Annotated in this window: 22 protein-coding genes; 2 read left to right on the plus strand and 20 right to left on the minus strand. The window is 48.9% G+C overall.

All coding sequences use genetic code 11. The annotated features are described in order from the left end of the window. Positions 1 to 321 precede the first annotated feature (321 nt). Positions 322 to 2271: an amidase family protein gene (locus AB3N00_RS22270; RefSeq protein ID WP_413036549.1), complete on the plus strand. Its 1950-nt coding sequence runs from the start codon at positions 322 to 324 to the stop codon at positions 2269 to 2271. A gap of 74 nt (positions 2272 to 2345) precedes the next feature. On the opposite strand, the gene rlmH is transcribed toward AB3N00_RS22270, so the two are convergent. The 5 genes from rlmH to AB3N00_RS22295 all read right to left on the minus strand — a co-directional run bounded on the left by rlmH (position 2346) and on the right by AB3N00_RS22295 (position 5596). After that, positions 2346 to 2825 (minus strand): 23S rRNA (pseudouridine(1915)-N(3))-methyltransferase RlmH, encoded by a 480-nt coding sequence (gene rlmH / locus AB3N00_RS22275; RefSeq protein WP_413036550.1) that lies wholly within the window; start codon positions 2823 to 2825, stop codon positions 2346 to 2348. 42 nt (positions 2826 to 2867) lie between these two features. Then, positions 2868 to 3035, minus strand: coding sequence for a hypothetical protein (locus tag AB3N00_RS22280; protein WP_413036551.1), 168 nt, complete (start codon positions 3033 to 3035; stop codon positions 2868 to 2870). A gap of 36 nt (positions 3036 to 3071) precedes the next feature. Next, positions 3072 to 3239, minus strand: coding sequence for a CxxH/CxxC protein (locus AB3N00_RS22285; RefSeq protein ID WP_068964251.1), 168 nt, complete (start codon positions 3237 to 3239; stop codon positions 3072 to 3074). 288 nt (positions 3240 to 3527) lie between these two features. After that, entirely contained in the window at positions 3528 to 4049 is a 522-nt protein-coding gene (locus AB3N00_RS22290) for a hypothetical protein (protein WP_413036552.1), read from the minus strand. A gap of 275 nt (positions 4050 to 4324) precedes the next feature. Beyond that, the gene (locus AB3N00_RS22295) at positions 4325 to 5596 is read right to left on the minus strand and encodes a S1C family serine protease (protein WP_413036553.1); all 1272 of its coding nucleotides are present in this window, start codon (positions 5594 to 5596) and stop codon (positions 4325 to 4327) included. A 770-nt stretch (positions 5597 to 6366) separates the two neighbouring features. Between AB3N00_RS22295 and AB3N00_RS22300 the strand changes: the two genes are divergently transcribed. Then, positions 6367 to 6579, plus strand: a complete 213-nt coding sequence (locus tag AB3N00_RS22300) for a hypothetical protein (protein ID WP_095290595.1) — start codon at positions 6367 to 6369, stop codon at positions 6577 to 6579. Here the strand turns inward: AB3N00_RS22300 and AB3N00_RS22305 are convergent. The 15 genes from AB3N00_RS22305 to AB3N00_RS22375 all read right to left on the minus strand — a co-directional run bounded on the left by AB3N00_RS22305 (position 6548) and on the right by AB3N00_RS22375 (position 24022). Then, positions 6548 to 7354, minus strand: coding sequence for an MBL fold metallo-hydrolase (locus AB3N00_RS22305; protein ID WP_175397035.1), 807 nt, complete (start codon positions 7352 to 7354; stop codon positions 6548 to 6550). The genes AB3N00_RS22300 and AB3N00_RS22305 overlap by 32 nt on opposite strands. Before the next feature lie 6 nt (positions 7355 to 7360). Next, entirely contained in the window at positions 7361 to 8104 is a 744-nt protein-coding gene (yycI, locus tag AB3N00_RS22310; RefSeq protein ID WP_413036554.1) for a two-component system regulatory protein YycI, read from the minus strand. A gap of 274 nt (positions 8105 to 8378) precedes the next feature. After that, positions 8379 to 9659: a YycH family regulatory protein gene (locus AB3N00_RS22315; protein ID WP_413036555.1), complete on the minus strand. Its 1281-nt coding sequence runs from the start codon at positions 9657 to 9659 to the stop codon at positions 8379 to 8381. After that, the gene (gene walK, locus AB3N00_RS22320) at positions 9643 to 11493 is read right to left on the minus strand and encodes a cell wall metabolism sensor histidine kinase WalK (RefSeq protein ID WP_413036556.1); all 1851 of its coding nucleotides are present in this window, start codon (positions 11491 to 11493) and stop codon (positions 9643 to 9645) included. Before walK ends, AB3N00_RS22315 begins: the two co-directional genes overlap by 17 nt. Then, positions 11493 to 12215 (minus strand): response regulator YycF, encoded by a 723-nt coding sequence (yycF, locus tag AB3N00_RS22325; protein WP_413036557.1) that lies wholly within the window; start codon positions 12213 to 12215, stop codon positions 11493 to 11495. Before yycF ends, walK begins: the two co-directional genes overlap by 1 nt. A gap of 247 nt (positions 12216 to 12462) precedes the next feature. Beyond that, positions 12463 to 13995, minus strand: coding sequence for a peptidoglycan DD-metalloendopeptidase family protein (locus tag AB3N00_RS22330; protein ID WP_413036558.1), 1533 nt, complete (start codon positions 13993 to 13995; stop codon positions 12463 to 12465). A 518-nt stretch (positions 13996 to 14513) separates the two neighbouring features. After that, a complete protein-coding gene (locus AB3N00_RS22335; RefSeq protein WP_413036559.1) occupies positions 14514 to 15275 on the minus strand; it encodes a hypothetical protein in 762 nt (253 codons plus the stop codon). A 170-nt stretch (positions 15276 to 15445) separates the two neighbouring features. Continuing rightward, positions 15446 to 16732: an adenylosuccinate synthase gene (locus AB3N00_RS22340; RefSeq protein WP_413036560.1), complete on the minus strand. Its 1287-nt coding sequence runs from the start codon at positions 16730 to 16732 to the stop codon at positions 15446 to 15448. 442 nt (positions 16733 to 17174) lie between these two features. After that, positions 17175 to 18536, minus strand: coding sequence for a replicative DNA helicase (gene dnaB / locus AB3N00_RS22345; RefSeq protein ID WP_175397043.1), 1362 nt, complete (start codon positions 18534 to 18536; stop codon positions 17175 to 17177). Between the two features lies 1 nt (position 18537). Next, positions 18538 to 18981 (minus strand): 50S ribosomal protein L9, encoded by a 444-nt coding sequence (gene rplI, locus AB3N00_RS22350; protein WP_175397044.1) that lies wholly within the window; start codon positions 18979 to 18981, stop codon positions 18538 to 18540. Beyond that, positions 18978 to 20966, minus strand: coding sequence for a DHH family phosphoesterase (locus tag AB3N00_RS22355; RefSeq protein ID WP_413036561.1), 1989 nt, complete (start codon positions 20964 to 20966; stop codon positions 18978 to 18980). The genes rplI and AB3N00_RS22355 overlap by 4 nt, the downstream gene beginning before the upstream one ends. An 11-nt stretch (positions 20967 to 20977) precedes the next feature. Beyond that, positions 20978 to 21889: a DUF2232 domain-containing protein gene (locus AB3N00_RS22360; RefSeq protein ID WP_175397046.1), complete on the minus strand. Its 912-nt coding sequence runs from the start codon at positions 21887 to 21889 to the stop codon at positions 20978 to 20980. A gap of 5 nt (positions 21890 to 21894) precedes the next feature. Then, positions 21895 to 22197, minus strand: coding sequence for a MazG-like family protein (locus AB3N00_RS22365; RefSeq protein WP_175397097.1), 303 nt, complete (start codon positions 22195 to 22197; stop codon positions 21895 to 21897). Between the two features lie 185 nt (positions 22198 to 22382). Further along, positions 22383 to 22808, minus strand: coding sequence for a CBS domain-containing protein (locus AB3N00_RS22370; RefSeq protein ID WP_183523079.1), 426 nt, complete (start codon positions 22806 to 22808; stop codon positions 22383 to 22385). A 179-nt stretch (positions 22809 to 22987) separates the two neighbouring features. After that, positions 22988 to 24022, minus strand: a complete 1035-nt coding sequence (locus AB3N00_RS22375) for an LCP family protein (RefSeq protein WP_413036562.1) — start codon at positions 24020 to 24022, stop codon at positions 22988 to 22990. Positions 24023 to 24056 lie beyond the last annotated feature (34 nt).

Here is a 24056-nt window from a genome sequence, read left to right on the forward strand (position 1 = left end):
GTGGACAGAAAAAGAGGGCTTCGATTTTCTCGGCTTATAGCCTCTAACGGGCAGATTGATCGTAACAGCGTACGCTTGGATTACATCTTCTCTCCATTTACTCATTTCATTCACTCCAATCGAGAATAAAATTTATTGTAAATGTTCGATAATATAACATTTAAAATCTATTAACCACTTTATATTTCAAATTTTTTTAAAAAATAAGTAATTAGACCTGATCAATGTAAATAAAAATTACATAAAACCCATTGCTTTCACTTAAATCTCCACTATAATGTTAATAAATCTATCAAAGTAGAAGGGGGAAGTGTAAACAGTATGATTAGCAACAATAAACTACGAATGATTAGCGTAGCATTTACAGGGATACTTCTTCTTTCACAGCTGCCAACATCAGGATATGCAGCAACCGCCGCGAGCACCAGTACAGAGCTGAATGAATTTGTTTCAGCTAAGTGGGCACCGAGCGACTTCCTCACGTCCTCTAACGGAAAAAGTGCAGTACAAGCAAATGAACTCGTACAATTGTTAAACGAAGCAGCAGATGCGGCGGGTTATGATCAAGACATCACAAATACATTAGGCTCCACCGAAATCAAACGAGAGAATGCAGCCATTTTACTAGACCAAATTATAGATGTACCTTTTTCGGAAGATATCTCTTTTCTTGATGTGAAAGAAAGCACCTACCAACCCTCCATTGAAGTCATTGCAACATCAGGAATTATGAAAGGAATATCCTCGAGCAGATATGGCTTCGGCCAAACGCTCACATACTCGGAAGCGGCTATCGTTGCCTATCGACTCTATCAATATTTACAGCCGTTTAGTCCAATAGAGGCTTCAATCACCTCAATCCAGGACGCGCTTAAGTCTGGTAGATTGACCTCAGAAGAGCTTGTAGACCTTTATTTGGACAGAATTGGGAAATACGACGACAATGGTCCGAAGCTTAATTCGATTATCACAATTAATGAGGATGCCATCGAGCTTGCAAGAAAGCTTGACGAAGAACGAAAGGAACAAGGAGCGCGCGGACCACTACACGGTATCCCCGTCATCCTGAAGGACAACTTCGATACAATGGATATGCCAACAACCGGTGGCTCTCTGGCACTGAAGGACAGCATTCCATCCGATGACGCTTACCAAGTGAAAAAACTCAAAGAAGCTGGCGCGATTATTTTGGCTAAGGCTAATTTGCATGAATTTGCTTTTGGCTATACGACGTCCAGCTCGCTTGGCGGACAAACGCTTAACCCTTACAATCTGGAAAAAGTACCGGGTGGCTCTAGCGGCGGGACAGGTGCTGCCATTGCTGCTAACTTCGCAACTGTAGGGATGGGGAGCGATACTGGCGGCTCGATCCGAGTGCCTTCCTCATTCAACAGCCTGGTCGGCATTCGCCCTACCATTGGACTATCAAGCAGGGACGGCATTATGCCGCTTGCTCTAACTCAAGATACTGGTGGCCCGATTGCTAGAACCGTAGCAGACGCAGTTGCAGTTCTTGATGCTACCGTTGGTTACGATCGAAACGACGAAACTACCGCAAGCGGTATCGGCCATTTTCCCGACACCTATTCAGATTATTTGGATGTGGACGGCCTGCATGGAGCAAGGATTGGCATCGTAAGGGAAGTATTCGGTACCGATCAAGAAATTAATGCCGTAATGGACAATGCGATTGACGAATTGAAGCAAAGCGGGGCGACACTAATTGATAACGTTGCTATTCCAAACTTTGCAGAAATCAACAACTTCGAAAGCTTAAGCAACTGGGAATTCAAGTTCCAGTTCAACGATTACCTGGAGACACTTGGAGCCAACCGCCCTTATGATACTTTATCAGATATTATCTCAACGGGCATGTTCGATACATCCATCGCTAAGCAACTCAAAGACCGCAATGCTAAGGAAACCATGGATGACGAAGCATACAAAGACATCATCCTGTTCCGTACAAAGCTGGCTCAACAGGCCGTTCTGAAAATGATGGCTGACTACGATCTCGATGCGCTTATTTTCCCAACTTCGGCTGAACAAATCGTGGAGATTGGCGGAAACCAGACGATCGGCAATGGATTTAAGCTCAGTTCCTTCACCGGCTATCCTACCGTAACGGTTCCGGCAGGTTTCACGAGCGACAATATGCCGGTCGGCATGGACTTCTTCGGACGTCCATTCAGCGAGCCAACTTTGATTAAGCTTGCTTATTCCTACGAGCAAAACACACACCATCGTCAGGCTCCCAAGCTTACGCCATAACTAACCACCACTAACGACAAACAGCTCTTTTATGATGATATTAATTGTAAATGAGCTGATCTCATAGCTTTTCCCTACTTATGATACGGTTCATTCCGGTTTATCTTCACTGCGCGATAAATCTGCTCCACCAGCACCAGCCGCATCAACTGGTGCGGCAGGGTCATGCGCCCGAAGCTCAGTCGCTGCTTCGCGCGGCGCAGTACCTCATCGGAGAGCCCATGGCTTCCTCCGATGACAAACACGACATGGCTCGTCCCATACGTGCCGAGCTTGTCGATCTCCTCTGCCAGCTCCTCGGAACTCCAGAGCTGGCCGTCCAATGCGAGCGCAACGACATGCGCCTCGCTCTTCACATGCGCGAGGATCCGTTCCCCCTCGCGCTCTTTTACCGCCCGCACCTCAGCTTCGCTCAGGGTGTCGGGCGCTTTCTCATCTGCGACCTCGATCATCTGAAACTTGATGTACGGGGCGAGACGCTTGGCATATTCCTGTATGCCAAGCGTCAGATATTTTTCCTTCAATTTGCCTACGCCAATAATCTGAATGAACATTAATCCATTTCCTCCTCATGATCCAGTCCCGTATGTATCTATTTATGAACGATGCTTCGACACACCTATGATCTCACTTATTAAACCTGCATCAGCATACAATACCATCAACCCATTCCCCCAAAAACACAAAAAGAGCGCTCCGACACGCTCTCCTTGCTTCTTGCCTGTGATGTTCATACCGGATGGCAGGCGAGCGAGTGTGCCCATAAGGGACGCCTCTGCTGCGGATGCCTACACAGTACGCTAGACGACCAGAAACTCGGCCTTTTGTTCGCACTCGGCGCACTTCGCAGGCGGGTCCCAATCGGCAAATTCCGTCTCCTTCAGATCAACAATATCCGGAGCGTCCTCATACTCATCGACAAACATGTCAATGGCAATGTCCACGTGTTCTTTGCATACTACGTACATCCGTTCAAGCATCCTTTCTGTAACCAGCTATGCTCCCGATTCACAACCGCTTATCCATACAGGATAGCCACTTCTCTGTTCTATCACACCTGCGGTGGAAAAGAAACCCCTATCCCTTATTTATCGTGTTTAACTCCCAATAATCTTCCCCAACCGACAAAAAACAAACCAACAAAGCGTTCTTTTTCGACACTATTCCATGTCCCTAAGAAACGCTCCAATGATTCCATACTACGAAGCTAATAGTGTTTCGAAACATTTATTTTCCAGTCTGTCTTTCTGTCTTTCTTACTTCAATCCCGATTGTGCCTTGGTCAGCAGCTTGCCGCTATGGAACGCCAGAACTGCGTTGGCGCCCAAATCACCAGAACCCTTATAATTATAAACCACTGAATTTTCCGCCTCACTCAGGGCCTCACCTTCACCGCCAACGATCTCTTTCACTTCATCATACGTCATGCCCACTTCAAGCTTCTCGTATTGGGCAAACGTGATGAGTACACCATCTCCCTTGCCGGCAGATCCGTTACTTCCTGAAGCAGCAGAACCATTCCCACCCGCTTCATTTACCGCTGTTACCGTGCTGTTCAGCTCGTCCAGCTTCTTCTCCAGCTCTGCAATCTTCTCATCCTGTTCTACGCTCTTCTCACCTTGTGAGGCAACCTGCTTCTCCAGACCTGCAACTCGTCCCTCCAAACCACTGTTATCCGCAGATCCGGATGAAGACACCTCAGATCCACATGCAGAAAGTACGGACAATGACAGCAGTAATGCCGCTCCTCCGAGCGATTTTTTCACCAAATGTTTCATCGAAATAAGCTCCCCCTCTTCCAAACTGGTCATTCCAATCCAGCCACGACAAATGCATGTTACTCGCATAATCGTGCAACTTGGCACGTTTTGAAATAGTCTATCATAGCCTTCACCTTCTGTATCTGAGACTTTGGCTCTGGTTCATTCCACATATAGAAAGGAAAATAAAAAAAATCCCCGATTCATGTCAGAAGGTTCCACCATTCCAGTGAATGGTGTGTCGCTTCTTCCACAAGCAGGGGACTTCATATCAAAAGTATTCCCTATTTCTTTTACTCCGGTTTATCCGTCAGCTTCACCGATACCTTCTCGGCATTGCCGTCCCGGTAAAAGGTCACTTCAATGGTATCGCCGATCTTCTTCTCATCGTACAGATATTTCCGTAAATCGAGCGTAGAGGTAATTTTTTGCCCGTCAAATTCAGTAATGACGTCATTGAGCTTCAAACCCGCTTCGGATGCCGGACCAGATGCTTCAAGCACCACTACGCCACTATCGACGTGAGATGGCAGCTTCAGATCCTTGCGCTGCTCGTCATCCAGTGGAGCATATGGATTGCTGAGATCCACGGTGTACACGCCCAGGTATGGACGGGATACTTTGCCGTTTAGCAGCAGCGAATCCACGGTTTTCATCACTTCGTTCATCGGAATCGCGAAGCCCAGGCCCTCAACGCCTGTATCCGAGATTTTCATCGTGTTGATGCCGACCACTTTCCCGTTCAGATCGACCAGCGCACCTCCGCTGTTTCCTTCGTTGATCGCTGCATCGGTCTGGATCACATTCTGCTCCCAGTCGTATACACCATCCTGATTAATGGATACCGGCAGAATGCGGTCTGTATAACTGACAATACCGGATGTCAGCGTGCCGCCCAGACCAAGCGGATTCCCGATCGCGAGTACTGTCTGACCACGCTGCAGCTTGCTGGAATCCCCGATCTCCGCTACTGGACCAATGCCTTTGGCGTCTTCTACCGACATCACTGCAATGTCACTTACGCGGTCTTTGCCGACCAATTTTGCCTTGTGCGTTTCGCCTTCGACGGTCACGATCTCCAAATCACTTGCACCTTCGACTACGTGGTGGTTGGTCATGATATAGGCCTTGCCATCTTCCTTCTTGAAAATGACACCTGACCCGAGCGCCGAGTCTTCCATGGACAGGCTGCCACCTGTCTTATGGTTCACAATGCTCACCACCGAAGGACGTACCTCAGCTGCCGCCTGAATAATCCGGTCGTATGGGTCAGCGGTCTGAGCCGCCTGCACGTTTCCTCCGTTCCCGCCATTGCCTGTAGCGTTGGCGAGAGGCACAGATGCGGGCTGCATAATGAAGCTAAACAGCGTAACGGTCACGATGGAACTGATTACTGAACTAATCACTGCTACCTTCACGGTGGAGCTGAAGCCTGAGCGTGATCTGCGCGGATTTTGCCAGCGGTCCCGCCCACCGGGACGGATAATCTGAAGTTTGCCTTTCTGTACAGGCTCGGCGCGTCTTGATACTTTGGTTGAATAAAAATCGTCTCCGAACAATCCCATCGTGATCCTCTCCCCTTCGTTGTCACGCATCCAGATCCTGACTGCCGCCTGAACATTGTGGCATGGCCAACGATGGTGTTCTCACATAGCCCACTCCGCCGACAGATGAACCTTCCGAGCGCTGTTACTCAAATTTTCTTATTCCTCTTCCAAGGTGAAAATTTGTTCACAGCCGTATACTCCCGAACCAGCTTTCTTTCAGAAAACTTTCAGGCGAACACTTCGTTTCTTCAGGTTCCTTCTGTCGCCTCCGTTACGTGAAGACCCCAACGGTTTTCCATGCTTTCTAGCATTTTTCAAGGTTGTTTTGCATATCGCTGCATCCCCGCTATCCCGAAATGAAGCGTCTATGTACAACAGAACGGGCACTCCCATCCTGTCCGTGACTCTATCAGCAACGTTCTCGTATTCTACGACATGCCAACTTCCCGAACAAACAAGCCTATTTCCAAGGCTCCATATATACTAAACACGCCAAATTCAAAAAAGTTGCATATTTACGAAGATTGACGCAAATTTCTGCTAAAACGGACTTACCAATAACGGACCTACAATAAAACGTCCATAGTAACTATCACCACAAAATCCGGTTCGCTAAGCGCACTTTTACCAATTTCCTAAGAACTTTTTCAGTTCATGAAGCCACAGATTTCAGCATACACGCCTCACAACTCAAATTATAGCGGCAAAAAGAGGAATGTTTTCCATCCAGCCTGACTACAATAATAGTAAAAGACCAATTCGAAGGTTCATAGAAGGAGGATTTACTTATGGAACGCACACGTACCCTCACAGCAATGGATGAGGTTCATATGGCGGCCAAGCTGGCCGATCTCAAAGAAGAACATTACCGTAACACTCTAGCGCTAAGCACCATCATCGAGCTGTTGATTGACAAAGGCATTCTGACCCGCGAGGAAGTGGAACGCAAAGCCGCCGAGCTCGACAGCTTTATGGCTCACCCACCCTATCCCATGGCGTAGGACGGTCATAATAAGTATCACAGAGTTTGAATTCATGATCCTTATAAAAACAACCCCGGCTCTCCATGGCTTCACGCACGGTCATTTTCGCCAAATCCATCATATTGTGATCCCGGCTGAGATGTGCCAGATACGTGCGCTTGATGCGTCCGTTCATCAGTTCACTGAGCGCTGCCCCTGCCGCTTCGTTCGACAAATGCCCGATGTCGCTCAGAATGCGGCGCTTGGTGTTCCATGGATACCGCCCCATGCGCAGCAATTCGACATCATGATTCGCCTCCAGCACCAGCACATCGGAATCTGCGATCGCATCGCGAACCTTGTCGCTCATATATCCGAGGTCTGTTGCAACGGACAGCTTTTCACTCCCATCATCGAACGTGTACCCCACCGGTTCCGCTGCATCATGGGAGATGCCGAAAGACTCCACGCGCAGAGAGCCAAAATCATGCTGCTCCCCCGTCTCAAACACCCTCCGGTTTTCCTCTGGAATCGCCCCAACCGACTTCTCCAGCGCCGCCCACGTATTCGTATTCGCATAGATTGGTAAATTATATTTCCGAGACATCGCGCCTAGTCCTTTAATGTGATCGGAATGTTCATGTGTAACCAGAATCCCGTCCAACTCCGTTCCTGAAATCTCCCGTTCCAGAAACAATGCCTCTAGCCGCTTCGCACTAAGGCCCGCGTCAATCATGAGTGATGTGCCCCCATGCTGTATGACCGTGGCGTTCCCTGTCGAACCGCTGGATAACACGGTAAAATATATCCCCATAACGCATTACTCCCCTGATTTGTCTGTCTTGGGACTGAATACATCCCCACTGATGCCCTGCACGTACAACACTTCGCCACTTTCCAGCACGAACCGCCATGCCGGCATCGCTACCTGCATATCTGAATTAAACAACTGGCCGTAATAGCCCAGCTGAATGTCTTTGACAATCGCATCGTTCGGCAAAAAGTTCTCGATCAGCGTTCCCAGCGCTTTCGGCGCCGGAAGCACCTGCTGATCGCTCTCCTCCGCGGTTGTAACCCGCACCGGAGTCTGACGGTAACCCGTAATTTTCTGATCGCTGTAGAACAGCTCCAGACTGACATTGAAAAGCGGCCATTTCCCATCTACAAGCGGATGAAGCACAAAGGCCCCATCCTCTGTCATCAGCTGATCCAGCCGATATGTGCCGATCTGCGGAATTTCGTTCGCCAGCACGTCCTCCAGCTCCCTCTGCGAGAAGATCAGCTTACTGTCCACCGGCCGCTCAAGCTCGACCTGAATCCCTGTCTTGTCCTCTTCTACAAACTCATAAGACAGCTTCGGCAGCTTCGGTGTTTCGTTCGGAATGGGCGCCAGCACCTGAATGCCCTTCTCTTCCATCGCCTGCTGCGTATTATCTGCCAAGGAGGTGAAGTCCAGATTGGCTCCGGCCGTCTCCCGCGCATCCATCCAGATCTGGTAACCCAGCACCAGATTAAGCAGCAGGAAGGCATAGATCAACACATTTTTCGCCCGTCCCCAATCCAAAACTTTCACCTCCGTTATTTGATATAAAACGACTAATCTCACACTGGACCACTACGCGGTCAGAACAACCTTCCGATCGCTGTTACCCCCAGATTTCTCGAACTCCCCTTTATAAGGGGAAATCCGGTGGTAGCGTATGCTTCCGAAGTAGCTTTCTTTCAGAAAGCTTTTAGCGAACGCTTCGCTTCTCCAGGTTATTTCTGCCCTCTCCGTTATGGTGTGATCTTACACCTCGCTCGGATATCGAATGACTCCGGTATCTAACAAAAACCTATCAAGATACGGTGGTCTCCTCTCCATTGCTGAAGCGGATGACCCATACCGGGATCAGCTTCAGGCCTCCCTCAATGGTAGATGGGCGATACGCCGGGTACACATCCACCACCCGGCGGCTCTCACCAGCTACCTTCTGGATCAGTGCCTTCAGCTTGTCTCCACCAGGCAGCTTCACGGACTTCTTCGTCTCGGCACCTTCATTCAGGTATTCCAGCGAGCGTTCATAGCTGGACACCGTTTCTTGCTGCATCTCCATACTGATCGTGCCGAAGCGGAACTGCACCGAATCCATGATCGGGAAGCTGCCGTAATATTGCTGGAACTGAAGCTGCGTCTTGTTGTCCGCAGTGTCCAGCATCATGCGCGAACGGCCTTTCCAGCCGCCATGCTGATTCACAAAATCCACGGCAGACAGTGCGTCCTTCGCCGCATCAATCTGTCCTGCAGGCGGAGCCGCCGGATCAGTATAGCTGATCCAGCGCTGATCCTGCTTCACTTGCAGACTTCGTTTACTGTCCGTATAAATCTCCGATCCATCCTTTTCCCGAATATTCCGGGTCATGCTGGGATCGAAGAACAGGCTGCGCTGCATCTGCTCCACGGTGAACTGGCCTGTCGGCACATCTGCCTCAACCGCATCCAGCGCTTCCGCCGGAATATAATATCCACCGTCCATCAACGTATATGGCGTCCAGTTCGTACCGAAGTCGACATGCTGCTGCACATCCTGTACCGTCAGGTCGGCCTGGGTTGCTTCGTAGACTACATCACCCTTGGCGCTGAAGAACAGCGCATGGGCTTTCGTTTCATTTTTCGCGGTATAGATCGCGATCCGATTAATCGTTTCCCCTTGGAACAGGGAGTCCGTACCGAGCCGCATCACGCGCTGCAACAGGGCAACCGGAATGCCTTCCTTGAACGACAGCTCAATGCCGGGGTTGCCCTTGCGGAGCTGATCCCAGTTTACGGACTGTACGGTACGCCGCTGAAAATCATCGAATGTCCGACCTTGCAGACGTGAATAGATTAGCTGATAGAAGGTATTCCCTGGGTAAAACACGGTATGTTTGTCCTCTCCGAGATGAATCATCATCTGATCGGGGAAGATCAGCTCTTCAATATCGCGCTCCTGACCCATGTTTTCGGTCTTCACATAGTTCGTCTCTGACGTCACAATTGAATCCCCGCCACCAGGCAAACGATAGATCAGGAAGTAACTCTGCACCAGACTGGCGGCGACGAGAGAAGCGAGCACCAGGGATTTAATCCGTTCCTTCAAGGTGCTCACCTCCTTCTTCACGCATTGGCAGTGTGAATGTTACCGTGGTGCCCACATCTACCTCTGACTCCAGAGAAATGGTCCCATCATGGGCCCTGACAATTTCCCGGGCAATGGATAGCCCTAATCCTGTACCACCCATACTGCGGGAGCGAGCCTTGTCCACCCGATAGAACCGTTCAAAAATACGATCCAAATCCCGCTGTGGGATTCCCATTCCCGTATCCGATACCGAGATCGCAAGTGTATGTGCATCACTGCGTCTGGCAGCAATCGTGATCGTGCCGCCCTCCAGCGTATACTTCAGCGCATTGGACACGACATTATCCAGAACCTGATCAATCTGGTCCCGATCGAGCGGCACTTCAGGAATGCCATTCTCCACCGATAACACGGGTTGAATATCCTTCTGATGCATCTGGAACGAGAATCGGTCTGTTACCTCCTCCAGCATGTCCATAATGTCGGTTGGCTGTTTGCGCAGCAGGGCTTCCTTGGAGTCGAGCCGGGACAGATGCAGCAGATCGGTAACCAGTCGTATCATGCGCTCCGTCTCATTCTGAATCACGCCAACGAATCTCCCCGCCAGCTGCGGATCTTCAAGTGCTCCATCATCCAGTGCTTCCGCATAACTCTTGATCGTCGTCAGCGGGGTACGCAGTTCATGCGATACATTCGCAACAAACTCGCGCCGGGATGCCTCCAGCTCTTCCTGCTCGGTGACATCCTGAAGCACGGCAATCGTTCCGGTAATACCCAGCTCACGACGATGAACCGGCGTAAATGTCATGCGAATGACTACAGGGTCCTCCTGTCCGGCTGGTGCGATCTGCAGCAGCGTTGAACCCGTAAAACCACTCGCAAGAGCTTCCGCATCCTCCGGATCAATACCGAGCAGGACGGCAAAATGCCTTCCTTCAATATCCACAGGGCGCATACCCAGAATGCTGCTGGCGCGGCGGTTGACCAGAATGACTTTGCCATACTCGTCGGTCGCAACCACACCATCACTCATGTTCGTCAAAATGGACGTCAGCTTCTCTTTCTCCTCTTCGTTCTGAGAAAGAGCGTCCCGCAAGCGACTGGTCATGTAGTTGAACGCCCGACTCAGCTGTCCAATCTCATCCGTACCGAATACAGGGGTCTGCTGATCGAAGTTGCCTTCCGCAACCGCTGTTGCCCTGCGGGTGACTTCCTTGATGGGCTGCGTGATCGTATGCGACAGAATGACGCCGAGCACCGCGGTTAACACCAAGGCGATCAGAATGCCGGAGATAAAGATTTTATTGATTCCCTCCATGGTGGAATACAGTTCATTCATGGAGGCGGCAATGTAGACCGCGCCGATGATCTTGCCGCCGGACATGACCGGCTTGGCAACGACCTTTTTGCGGACATTGTCCTCGTCTACAATGTATTCCTCGTTATCCCGGATGCCTTGCAGCGCACGGCTGACAACGGTCTGGGTATTTTTGCGACCCACATAATCGGAATGTGAACTTAAGGAAGTGGTTAGCACTTTGCCACTGGCATCAAGTACCTGAATCTCGGCACCGTTAATGTTGAACAGGTTGTTCACCAGTACGCGCAGATTTTCCGTTTTGTCCTCACCAGCCTCCGCTTCTCCGCCGGTCATGGTCTCACCCACGAGAACAGACAGCATCTCCGCTCTTGCCTGTAAATCCTCAGTGAAGTTGCTCGTTAAGGAATTCTTCATCGCACTTACAAAATAAACGCCGATCAGTTGCATCGCAATCAGAATCAGCAGTACATAGATAATAATCAGTTTCGCCTGAATCGTTCGGAAGAACGAAAATCGCGAGAAACGCCCCATTATATCCCCACGCTTTTGGGACTGCGCACGAGATAACCCAGCCCGCGGCGAGTCAGAATCGTTTCCGGTTTGCTCGGATTCTCCTCAATCTTCTCGCGCAGACGACGGATCGTGACATCCACGGTACGTACATCCCCGAAATATTCATACCCCCATACTGCCTGCAGCAGATGTTCCCGTGTCATGACTTTGCCCGAGTTCTTCGCCATATAATAGAGGAGCTCGTACTCGCGGTGAGTCAGATCGAGCGGTTCACCGCCTTTGTAAGCTGTATACATGTCCATATCAAATGCCAGATCGAACAGCCGCATGACCTGTTTCTCATCGTCCTCCGGTGCTTCGGCGATCATCGCAGGCTTTTGCCGTCTGCGCATCTGAGCCTTTACCCGTGCGAGCAGCTCGCGTGTACTGAAAGGCTTCGTCACATAATCGTCCGCACCCAGTTCCAGCCCGAGCACTTTGTCGATCTCTCCGTCCTTTGCCGTCAGCATAATGATCGGCATCTCCAGATGAGCCCGTACCTCGCGGCACACATCCATGCCGTCTTTACCCGGCAGCATCAAGTCCAGCAGCATCAGATCCGGTTTCTCGGATAATGCCAGTTCAACTGCACGAATGCCATCAAAAGCGCAGATGACCTCGTACCCCTCTTTTTCCAAATTAAATTTCAGAATGTCCGCAATGGGCTGTTCATCGTCCACCACCAAAATCTTCCCCTGCATCGGCTGTATTCACCCCTATATCCTGCTTGATCCGCTCTAGCGGTCTTTATCTCTTTTTGAACGATCTTATATAGAAATATAACTCTAACTATTTGATCTGTAATGGTACCTTTACTTTATAGTTTAACATACCTGAAGGACAGTCACATCCCGATCCATCGATCCAAATGCTACAAATTGAAAATATTTTACAGAATGAAAAAACAAGGCCGGCATCTCAGCCAACCTTGCTCCTGATTACTTGTATTTAATTGAGGTAAGTCATTGGATTCTCTGGCGTTCCGTTCTTGATAATCTCGAAATGCAGATGCGTTCCGGTCGAACGACCCGTGTTGCCCATAACGCCGATGCTCTCACCTTTTTCAACCACTTGTCCAACCTTCACGCCAATGCTATCGAGGTGGCCATACAGTGTTTCATATCCGTTACGATGGTTAATGATAATGACATTGCCATACCCGCTCTTCTGTCCTGCAAAAGTAACCACGCCTTCATCGGCAGATTTTACATCCCGGTTACCTACCAGGTCGACACCTTTGTGCTGACGACCCCAGCGTTGTCCGAAGCTGCTGCTCATGGTTGCGTTCGATACCGGCCAGGCAAATTCGCCTGTACCCTCACCGACTACTTTGGTTCCGCTCAGCACCACTTCCGTAACAGCTGCCTTGATCACTTCCTGGCCCAGCCATTCTTCCTTGATGACTTCACCATTTTCCTTGGTTACACGATATTGCATACTCTTTAATCCGCTTTGTCCAGGACGTACCACTTTCGTTGTGCCCGCTTTTAACTCAGCACTCTTCCGTACTTCCACCTGTGGTTTAATCTCGATTTGTTCCACGACCTGCTCAACCGACTTCACCGTAACTGCCGGTTTTGGCACGGTCAGCGTAAGTTCGTCCCCGATTTGCAGCGACGTTTCCTTGATGCCCGGATTGTTTGCGCGGATCTCGCTTTGTGTAATCTCATACTTTGCCGCGATGGAAGAGATCGTATCTCCTTCACGCACCACATAAGTTACGGGCGCATCTTTACCAACGGTTAAAGCTTTAACCGCCTCGGATACATCCCATATTTTGTTTGGATCCGCTTTGACTGCCTCTGTCGCCACATCTTCCTTGATGTCCACCGACTTCAGCGTTGTGCTTGGCCCTTCCGCTTTGCTGGATGAGTTAGCCGATACCGACTTCGTCTTGAGCGAACTGCGCACAGCCGATGCCGATATGTATTTGTTTTGCACCTGTTCCAGAATGGCATCTGCTGTTGCCTGGTCTTTCACAATGCCAATAACTTCGCCATCGACCTTGAGTTCCACACCTTTTGCATATGCAGTCAGCATGTCATCCAGTTTGCCCAACGTCTCTTCGCTGTTCACTTCAGGCTTGTACGCTTTTACCGTTTCGGTCGTAATGCCATCTGTGTTCAGCACCATTTCCGCTTCAGGATATTTATTTTGGTATTCCTCGGTTTTGTCTGCAAATAGTTTCTGGAGCTGCGCTTCATCCGTAATGCTTCCAATCTCGTTCCCTTTGACCATTACCTTGTAATAGGGAACCGTGTTTGCAGCAACGTATTGCTTGCCTGCGAATCCGATCGATGCAGCGATGAACACACCGCATGCCGCTGTTATGATCCATTTACGCGAGGCCAGAACGCGCTTTTTATTCACACTGAAGTTGGACATGCTCATGTTGTTTTTGTCTTCGGCCGTCCGGTGTTCTCCGGATTGTTCGTGTACCCGGTTTTTGCCCGGTTGGCGTATGCCTCTGAAACCTTTCATGATTCTCTCCTTTTCAGCACTTCTCAGTTCGCATTTCTGTCAAGACACACCCATCCGTGTCTGTCTCATGTTTGTCGATATTTTGTATCTGGGTGTCCGCAAATCAGGACTTTAGCTGCGCTCATAAAAGTGTCAAAATTTTAACCTTTTATCACACCCGTATACTTTAACACAGGTTTTACACTCTTTTCAACTCTAGGCGTCATAGCTTAAAGCCACGCCCCGCTTGGTTTTCCTGTATTATCCATAACATGGCAGTGAAATATTCTTACCCATTATGCCTCCGATTCAGGTATACTATGTAGTTTCGATCTAGTTTTAAGACTAGGTTCTAAGACCCACAATAAGGTGAAATTATTTTCATAAAAACACAATCAAAAATCCCTCACCAGATGTTCTCCAGTAAGGGATTTTGTAAACATGAAATAGGTAGATGAACTCGATTGCTCTCTTAGTCTCTTAGCATGAGATTGCTGGAGCAATATTAACTCACTTTAATGAGTATTCGTGACTATCTCTTATTCGGCTTGGAGTACTTCCATCAGGTTATCGTATTCCTCACTGGTCAGATACTTGGAAATCACCTGTTCAATGTCACGTAATTCCTGCTCGGTCAGGCCATCTTCCATGGCACCCGAGATTTGCTGCATTTCATTTTGGGGCAGCTTGGCCATAAGCAGACTGAAGATCTTCTCCTTTTCCTCCAGTGGCAGCTTGTCTTTTGTTCCCGTAATATCATCTGGTGATACCACAATCGCATCATTGCCTGAAGAAGCAGAATCGCTGGAGCTTTCGCTTGTACCATTGCCAGCAGCTGTACTACTCCCACTCTCGGTAACACCTTCTGAAGGCTTATTGGTGTTTGCGTCTACGCTGTTTGTGCCCGTGCTATTGCTCTCGTTTCCACCCGCAGAGACAGATCCCTCTGCTTCATTTGAAGCGTTATCTGTATTAGATGCACCATTTCCGATGCCTGTACCATTACTGTCTGTTCCATTCCCCATCACCGAAATGGCGTCCTCTGGAACCTCTTCTTCTTCGGCTCCGGCCGGCTGATCGGTTGTTCCTGATCCGGGTTTGTTCTCCTCGCTCGCTTTGCCACCCAAGGCACCCTGGAACATGGCTGTTAACCCCAGCGGCTGACCTTCCCACTCAATATTGAAACTCGCCAGCAGCGATTTAACATATGACTGTACAATTAATCCGGTCGTCAGCAAGGTCAATGAACTAACCAGCATGACGGTAAGTACGATTTTGACAAACCATTGAAACAACTTCATCCCTGTTCTCCTCCTCCGATTTTCCAACCTGCCTGCAGTGAGCACGCCAGGTCGTGACTATACTGTTAATCAGTATTGACGGAAATCTCGGGATTATATCAGGAGATATGCGAAAAACCCCAGTCATCGCTATTCAGGCGACAACTGGGGTTCTATGAATCAACTCTACGTTACACGTAGATTGGAAGAACTTGGTTCGTTTGTTCACGGTTACGACCTACGGAGAAGATGGCAATTGGAATGCCTGTCAGCTCGGAAACACGTTTCACATAGTTCTGTGTGTTCACAGGCAGATCTTCGAGTTTCTTCGCTCCAGTGATATCTTCACTCCAGCCAGGCATCTCTTCGTATACCGCTTCACATTCAGCCAACATTTTCAGACTAGCTGGGTAGTGTGTGATAATCTCTCCGCGGTATTTGTATCCTGTGCAGATTTTTACCGTTTCAAGACCCGTCATAACGTCCAGCGAGTTCAGGGACAATCCCGTAATTCCGCTGACACGACGAGCATGACGAACAACAACACTGTCGAACCAACCGACACGACGCGGACGTCCGGTTACCGTACCGTACTCATGTCCTGTCTCACGGATTTGGTCACCTACTGCATCATGCAGCTCGGTTGGGAATGGGCCGTCTCCTACACGTGTTGTGTAAGCTTTCGCTACCCCAATAACTTGCTGAATACGAGCAGGGCCTACGCCGGAACCGATACATACACCACCTGCAGATGGGTTGGATGAAGTAACATATGGATACGTTCCTTGGTCAAGGTCCAACATCACACCTTGTGCACCCTCAAACAATACTTTTTTGTCCTCATCAATGTAGTCGTTGAGCACAACCGAAGTATCACGCACGTAAGGACGCAGAATTTCCGCATATCCCAGGTAATCTTTCAGAATTTCCTCTACATCTACAGGCTCACCGCCATAGACTTGCTCGATAATGCGGTTCTTTTCTTTTACCAGATGGCGCAGTTTCAGTTCGAACTCTTCCGCATCAAGCAGGTCAACCATCCGAATGCCTGTCCGAGCCGATTTGTCCATGTAAGCCGGGCCAATCCCTTTGCCGGTTGTACCGATTTTGTTTGGACCTTTGCTCTCTTCTTCCAGTGCATCCAAAACCATGTGGTATGGCAGGATGATATGTGCACGTTCACTGATGGACAGGTTTTTCGTTGTAAAATCATTATCATGAATATAGTTAATTTCTTCAATAAGTGCCTTCGGGTTGATAACCATACCGTTACCGATTACACAAGCTTTATCCGTGTAGAAGATACCCGATGGAATCATCGTCAGTTTATATTTTTTGTTGTCGATCAGAATCGTGTGTCCTGCGTTATTACCACCTTGGTAACGAGCGACCACGTCTGCGCTTTCAGCCAAATAATCCGTAATCTTACCTTTACCTTCGTCTCCCCATTGCGTTCCCACTACAACTACCGTTGACATCGTACATACCTCCGTGGGTGCCTTGCGCACCTTTGTATTGGTCTGTCCGTCCTCTATCTCGGCAGGAATTTGAAGTGAAAATACCGGCGGAGAAGCGTGCTAACGGACAGTGAAAATCTCCCCCCGTGTTACATTGAAAGGAAGGTTTTCGCTGCTTTAACGCAGCAGTTCTAGTGTACCAGTCCCCTTTTTCAAAGTCAAATGAAATGGCGAACAATTGGTAATAGCCATACTCTAATGTTCGGAATTGACCCTATATTTCGACGCAAAAAACCGGCGCAGCCATCAAATCTTGCTTGACGGCTAACCCCGGTTTGATTGCACGATTGGAGCTCAGGCTCCATATATCGTATTTCCAACCTATTTATAAGTTTATATCAACTAGTTATTGATGATAGCAAATTCTTCTCTACGATCTAACAAAAGATATTGAATCTATCTTTTACATAGCAAAGGCATCATTATGCGCCCTCTCATAGTTAACGAACTTATTGAAGTTTTTGAGGAACACCAGCTCAACCGTGCCTACCGGACCATTACGCTGTTTGGCGATAATAATCTCGATAATATTTTTCTTCTCGGTTTCCTGGTTATAGTAGTCATCCCGGTACAGAAACGCTACGATATCGGCATCTTGCTCGATCGAACCCGATTCCCGCAAGTCACTCATCATCGGACGTTTATCCTGACGCTGCTCTACACCCCGGCTCAGCTGGGACAGGGCAATAACCGGAACTTCCAGTTCCCGGCCAATCTGTTTCAGGGTACGCGAGATTTCCGATACTTCCTGCTGACGGTTCTCGCCTGCTTTGCCACGACCACTGATCAGTTGGAGGTAATCAATCAGTATCATGCCAAGGCCTTTTTCTTTCTTGAGACGACGGCATTTGGCACGGATATCCGCTACTGTAATCCCTGGCGTATCATCGATGAAAATGTTCGCTTCGTTCAGGGCCGCAATGCCCATCGTCAGCTTCTGCCAATCTTCATCACCTTTGAAATCACCCATCCGCATGACACCCGCATCCAGGTTTGCCTCGGCACAGATCATACGCTGAACGAGCTGTGCGGCTGACATCTCGAGACTGAATATCGCAACCGTCTCCTGCGCCCGAATGGCTACGTTCTGCGCGATGTTCAAGGCGAAGGCCGTCTTCCCTACGGAAGGACGTGCAGCTACAATAATCAAGTCGCTCCGTTGGAATCCCGCGGTCATTTTGTCCAGATCGATAAACCCGGACGGAATACCGGTTGTGGTGCCCCGATTCTGATGCAGTGTCTCTACACGATCGAATACTTCCATCAATACATCCTGAATGGCTATAAAGCCACTACTGGACCGTCGGTTGGAAATCTCCAGAATGCGGCGTTCCGCTTCACCAAGCATCGCTGCAACATCTTCGCCGCCGGTATATCCTTCGCTGACGATTTGTGTAGCTGTACGGATCAAACGCCGCAGCATTGATTTTTCTTCAATAATCTGTGCGTAATAATCCACGTTGGCAGCTGTCGGTACACCATGAGCCAGCTTCGCCAAATAACTGACGCCGCCGATATCCTCCAGCTCGCCTTTATCCTTCAGACGCGAAGTCAATGTCACAAGGTCAATCGGCTGATTTTCCTCGCCAAGCTGAATCATCGCCTCAAAGATCAATTGATGGGGCTTATCATAGAAATCCTCGGTTTGCACCCGTTCCATCGCTGTAATCAGGGCCTCGCCCTGCAACAGGATTGCACCCAGCACCGCCTGTTCGGCTTCCAGGTTCTGCGGGGGAATCCGGTCGAATAACATTTCGCCGCCCATCTTACTCCTCCGTTACCTGTACCTTCAAGGTAGCCTTCACTTCAGGGTGAACCTTGACGGTTACTTGCGTTACACCGAGTGTACGAATAGGCTCGTCCAGCTCAATTTTGCGCTTGTCGACTTTCAGCCCTTTTGCTGCCAGAGCCTCTGCGATTTGTTTGCTTGTGATTGCACCGAACAGTCGGCCGCCTTCGCCGGATTTTGCTTTCAGTTCAGTCACTTCTGCTTCCAGCTTTTTGCCGAGTGCTTCCGCTTCTGCTTTCTCTTCCTGCTTGCGTCTTTCTTCAGCTGCATTCTGGTTGTCCAGTGTCTTCATGTTGCCATCCGTAGCCGGACGTGCCATTCCCCGTGGCAGAAGGAAATTCTGTGCGTATCCCTCGGATACTTCCTTCACTTGTCCTTTTTTTCCCTGACCTTTTACATCTTTTATAAAAATGACTTTCATTCGAACAGCCCCTCTTCCTTTTCGATTTCAGCCAGTACGTCCATCAGCCGTTTTTCTGCCTCTCCAAGCGTTCCTTCCAACTGCACGGCAGCATTGGTTAAATGTCCGCCGCCGCCCAGTCGTTCCATGACGACCTGAACATTCATGCGCCCCAGCGATCTCGCGCTGATGCCAATCAGTCCATCCGGTCGCTCGCTAATAACAAACGAAGCGACAACATCAGTCATGTTCAGCAATGTGTCCGCCACTTGGGCGATCATCATCTGTGAAATCTTGCTGCCAGGGTCCGTGACCGCCAGCGCAATGTTCCCGTATACCATTTTAGCATGCTTTATGATTTCTGCCTTAGCAATATATTCTGACAAATCCTCTTTCATGAGACGCTGGATCATTATGGTGTCTGCACCACTGCGACGCAGGAATCCTGCAGCCTCAAATGTCCTGGATCCGGTATGCAGTGCAAAATGCTTCGTATCCACGGTAATCCCGGCAAGCAAAGCCGTTGCTTCAAGCGGAGTAAATTGTACCTTGTCATGAATATATTGCAGGAGCTCAGTCACAAGCTCTGCCGCAGAAGAAGCGTACGGCTCCAAGTAAATTAATACTGCATCGTTAATAAATTCTTCCCCGCGGCGATGGTGATCCACCACCACAACGCGAGTCGCCGATTGCACAAGCTTTGGCTCCATGGTCATCGAAGCCTTGTGGGTATCCACAACAACAAGCAACGTATGCTCGGTCATCATCTGGGTTGCCTGCTCCGGTGATACAAAGGCTTTGGACAATTTCTCATCCTTGTTCACCTGTTCCATCATTCGTTCAATGGACGGGTTGGGTCCATCAAGCACAATGCGTGCCTCTACATTGTATAAGCTGGCAGCCTTCCATACCCCGATGGAGGCACCGATTGCGTCCATGTCAGGCATTTTGTGTCCCATGATGAGCACTCGATCGCTCTCCTGCATCAAATCACGCAAAGCGTGGGCGATAACCCGGGCTCTAACCCGTGTGCGTTTCTCCACGGCATTGGATTTCCCGCCATAGAAGGACAGGCGCTGCCCCGACTTCACAGCAGCCTGATCGCCACCACGTCCAAGCGCCATATCCAAACTCGACTGTGCCAGCTCTCCCATCTCACTGATGGTATCCGAACCAAATGCGAGTCCAATACTTAGCGTCATCGGAACTTTGAGATCTGCCGTCATTTCCCGCACTTCATCCAGAATGACAAAACGGCTCTGTTCCAGCTCCTGCAGCGACTTATGATTCAGCATCATTAGATAGCGGTCCGAAGAAAGACGGCGTAAATACACTTCATATCTTTTCGCCCAGGACGTAATCTCGCTCGTTACACGCGCGATAAGCGCAGTCCGCTGCTGATCATCCATCCCTTGTGCTGCCTCGTCCAGGTTATCCAGCACCAGAATCCCCAGTGCAATGCGTTCATTTTCATATTTGTCGCGCAGAATTGCGAGCTCCGTGATCTCGTAAACATATACATACCGCTCCTGCGGATTATGGATAACGCCATAAAACCGGTCATCCAACTGGAACTCGTCATGAAGTTCCTTGGCCGGTTCCTTGGTTCCATCCTTTTTTTCTTTGGGCTGAGGAAGTTTTGGGAAAAGATTCTGCAGCGGATTGCCTACCATTGTTTTTTCCTGAAACATCTCCCCGACGAAGCGGTTGTGCCACTCTACCGTACGATCCTCGCTGTACAGCACAATACCGAACGGGAGCATGCTGATCGCTTCCCCCTCCATTCGTTTAATCCGAATGGATAGGCCGTTAATGTAGTCGTTAAGCTCACGGCGGAACGCCAGCTCCGCCTTTATCATGACGATTCCCAGCGCCGAAGCCAGTATCAGACTAATCAAACCAAGCGCCCAGTTATAGATGGTTACGAACATAACAAGCAGAAGCAGCAGTATGAACGCCCATACGGTATAGTAGCCGTGCCAGCGTTTCTTCAGAAATTTAGGCATGACTGATCACCCTATCGTTTTGGTCTCGATATTGCCTCGCGAAGCGGGAACGCCAGATCGATAATCCCGATAATCCGAAGCGGCCCAATGAAGAAGACCGCAACCGCCAGCAAATACGGTATAACCGGATTCCACTTCTTCGCATGTGCCAAAAAGAAGAAGAATCCGATGGCTTGAATCATGAAGCCCAGATTGATCAGGGGCGACAAATTCATCGCAATCATGGTCCAGTACGTTCCGTCACTCTGTCTGGAGATGACCTCGAAGAGCAGTGCCAGGAAATAATACCAGATCAGGGCACGGGGCATACGCCATTCGCGTGCAGGCGGCAGCTTCGATACGGTTACACCCATCACATTCAAAATAGGACGAGCAATAACATGCGTGATAAGCGACATCACCATCGATGTCACGACCAAAGCAAACGGAATCATGAGCTGTGTCTGCCTAGCCACATCCTGGGTCATTTCAGGCGTCCACACAAACCCATTGACCATTTGGTTGGATGTATTCGAGAGTGGTTCAATCGTAAGTCTAACCACATCATCAATGTAACTCGACAGATCGAATTGGAAGATGACACTTCCGATCAGTAAGAGCAGCAGGTACTCTGCCAGCATGGCCCCGGTACCCGACAATAATGCGAACAAGGCTGATTTCCTTTTCTTATACGCATTACCCATAATGATTGCAGGCAGGGTAAACAGCAGTAACAGCAATAGATAAATCGGATGAAACACAACTAATATGACCGCTACCGGAACAAGGTGCCATATAAACGATTTTACAGATAAGGAAGCATACAAAATAACGCCGGGTACCATCATGAAAAATATGGCGAGAACCGATAAAGGAGTTAACAGCGAAAGCAGCAAGAGCAGATAAACCGCACTCCAGACGGCTGACTTAAAGCTAAATTTCAACAAATTCACCTCTTACGCATATGATCTTCTAGCGCGGATATATCCTGGTACCAGTCTTCAAGCTGGTGACCTTCCGATTTGTGCTTTTTCAACTTCTCAATTAACAATGCATCCAGATCCTTGAAAGGAATACCGAGCCTGCGGCCCAATATGTAACTACTCATCATCAGACTGGCGAGACTGTCCCCGATTCGGGAGGTACTGCCTTCCCACAATGCTTTGAACAATCGGGATACCTGGTCAAGTACTTCGGTTTTCAGCCATTCAATCACTTTAGCGCGTTTGGCTACATCCAGTTCTTTAGGCATATTGGCGAAAGTCACTCTCCCCGAAAAAGCTTTATTCTCCATTATAGCATAAAAAGGGGGTCCACAAAATCATCCCCCATGGCAGGAACCTGCCCGCTCTTCTTATGCATTCCTCTTGCTTAACATGATACTGAGAGGCTCTGATTATCCGCGTTCACTCAACCTTAATTTCATTTCAAAAGGGCTTATTTGGCCTTCATGGATTCTTTGGACACAATACCTTCACAATACTCAATGATCTGACTGCGCCGCACAATTCCGATAAATCGATCCATATCATCAACTACAGGTACAAAGTTCTGGACCTTGGCCAGATTGATTAAGTCTTCCATGTTGGCGTCAATAGATACAGGCTTAATGTCGAGACGAAGAGGCACATCTTTGAGCAAAAATTTTGAAGCGTTTTCAAATGTGATCTTTCCCTCAGCATTCTTCATATACCACAGCAGATCACCTTCGGTCACCGTTCCTATATACTTGCCTTCCTTATTCAAAATGGGTACCGCCGTAAACCGGTGATATTCCATCCGTTCCAACGTTTGCCGCAGAGTAGAATCCGACGTTACACAAGTAACCTCTTGCTTAGGCAGCAAAAAAAATGCGATGTTCATACCCTTACGTATCCTCCTTGTGTATTTCTCGTTCAAATCATGCCTCAACTTATATTATACGGATCAAAACGCAAGATGTTCCAAAAGGTTGAAATCGCCTTTCCAATGAAAAAAACAGCAGCCCGCTCATAAACGTACTGCTGATTGTTGTCATGCATACAGCGCCTGTATGGAATTGATTATTCGATCGCTTGCCGGTCGGGAATCATGACTTCACCGGCTGGGGTCGATTGATCCATCCAGTTGTTAATCAGCTCTTTGGCATATTGGACATCCTTCTCATCCGCTTGACCGTAATAGATGCCGTCTTTCCGCATTCCCTCTCCGAGAATGGTGAAGCTCGATATTTGTGGCTTATCCTGAGTCATGACCTGTTTGGCCAAATCCGTAATAAAAGATGGCTGCATATCCGTCTGGAAATTCTCTCCCATGATCTGAATCAATTCCGGGATCTTGGTGATCTGATTCAAACTAAGCATTTCATTCGCCATGGCGTTCAGGAAAATCTGCTGCCGTTTAGTACGATTAAAATCGCTGTCTTCGCGGTATCTTACATAATACAGGGCTTCCTGGCCGTCATAGATCGGCTTTCCGCCTTCAATCGTGAACTGCACATGATTGGGATCCTTGTTTACGATGTCCTCTTCAATCGGCAGCTTAATACCACCAAGTGCATCAACGACCTTTTTGATTCCGTCAAAATTAATCGTTGCATAATAGCCTACATCCGCATCAAGGAACTTCTCCACCGTGTTGATGGACATATTCTCCCCTCCGAAAGCGTAGGCATGCGCGAGCTTGTCATAATCATCTACGCCATCCTTGTCGGCATCACGTCCAACAATCTGTACATAAGTGTCACGAGGGATGGATACGAGCAATACGCGCGATTCCTTTGGCCTGACGACGGCATAAATCACCGTATCCGAGCGGCCACGTGTTTTCTCGTAAGCACGTTTGTCTGAACCGAGCAGCAGAACAGAAAATGGCTCTTTGCGATAAACGGTCGGATCAGGCGTTTTATTACCCTCTTGTGGAACATACGACTTCGATAACTGGCCCTCTACGGAGCCTGCCAGGAACAGATCAAATGCAGCTACAGCCAGCTGCTGGCGAAACAAATACCCGCCAATCAACAAAACAACGAGCGACACGAGAGTTATATATATGCCTTTTCTTCTTTTCTTCTTCTTTTCTTTAGTTCTGCTTTTCATTCATCGATTCCTTCTTCACTGTCAAAATGAAATT

The sequence above is a fragment of the Paenibacillus xylanilyticus genome (assembly GCF_047246825.1).
GTDB classification, from domain to species: Bacteria; Bacillota; Bacilli; order Paenibacillales; family Paenibacillaceae; genus Paenibacillus; species Paenibacillus xylanilyticus_B.

Coding starts and splice junctions, on each gene's coding strand:
- AB3N00_RS22270 (WP_413036549.1), top strand. CDS start 322: ATGATTAGCAACAATAAACTACGAATGATTAGCGTAGCATTTACAGGG.
- rlmH (WP_413036550.1), bottom strand. CDS start 2,825: ATGTTCATTCAGATTATTGGCGTAGGCAAATTGAAGGAAAAATATCTG.
- AB3N00_RS22280 (WP_413036551.1), bottom strand. CDS start 3,035: ATGGGCACACTCGCTCGCCTGCCATCCGGTATGAACATCACAGGCAAG.
- AB3N00_RS22285 (WP_068964251.1), bottom strand. CDS start 3,239: ATGTACGTAGTATGCAAAGAACACGTGGACATTGCCATTGACATGTTT.
- AB3N00_RS22290 (WP_413036552.1), bottom strand. CDS start 4,049: ATGAAACATTTGGTGAAAAAATCGCTCGGAGGAGCGGCATTACTGCTG.
- AB3N00_RS22295 (WP_413036553.1), bottom strand. CDS start 5,596: ATGGGATTGTTCGGAGACGATTTTTATTCAACCAAAGTATCAAGACGC.
- AB3N00_RS22300 (WP_095290595.1), top strand. CDS start 6,367: ATGGAACGCACACGTACCCTCACAGCAATGGATGAGGTTCATATGGCG.
- AB3N00_RS22305 (WP_175397035.1), bottom strand. CDS start 7,354: ATGGGGATATATTTTACCGTGTTATCCAGCGGTTCGACAGGGAACGCC.
- walK (WP_413036556.1), bottom strand. CDS start 11,493: ATGGGGCGTTTCTCGCGATTTTCGTTCTTCCGAACGATTCAGGCGAAA.
- yycF (WP_413036557.1), bottom strand. CDS start 12,215: ATGCAGGGGAAGATTTTGGTGGTGGACGATGAACAGCCCATTGCGGAC.
- AB3N00_RS22330 (WP_413036558.1), bottom strand. CDS start 13,995: ATGAAAGGTTTCAGAGGCATACGCCAACCGGGCAAAAACCGGGTACAC.
- AB3N00_RS22335 (WP_413036559.1), bottom strand. CDS start 15,275: ATGAAGTTGTTTCAATGGTTTGTCAAAATCGTACTTACCGTCATGCTG.
- AB3N00_RS22340 (WP_413036560.1), bottom strand. CDS start 16,732: ATGTCAACGGTAGTTGTAGTGGGAACGCAATGGGGAGACGAAGGTAAA.
- dnaB (WP_175397043.1), bottom strand. CDS start 18,536: ATGGGCGGCGAAATGTTATTCGACCGGATTCCCCCGCAGAACCTGGAA.
- rplI (WP_175397044.1), bottom strand. CDS start 18,981: ATGAAAGTCATTTTTATAAAAGATGTAAAAGGTCAGGGAAAAAAAGGA.
- AB3N00_RS22355 (WP_413036561.1), bottom strand. CDS start 20,966: ATGCCTAAATTTCTGAAGAAACGCTGGCACGGCTACTATACCGTATGG.
- AB3N00_RS22365 (WP_175397097.1), bottom strand. CDS start 22,197: ATGCCTAAAGAACTGGATGTAGCCAAACGCGCTAAAGTGATTGAATGG.
- AB3N00_RS22370 (WP_183523079.1), bottom strand. CDS start 22,808: ATGAACATCGCATTTTTTTTGCTGCCTAAGCAAGAGGTTACTTGTGTA.
- AB3N00_RS22375 (WP_413036562.1), bottom strand. CDS start 24,022: ATGAAAAGCAGAACTAAAGAAAAGAAGAAGAAAAGAAGAAAAGGCATA.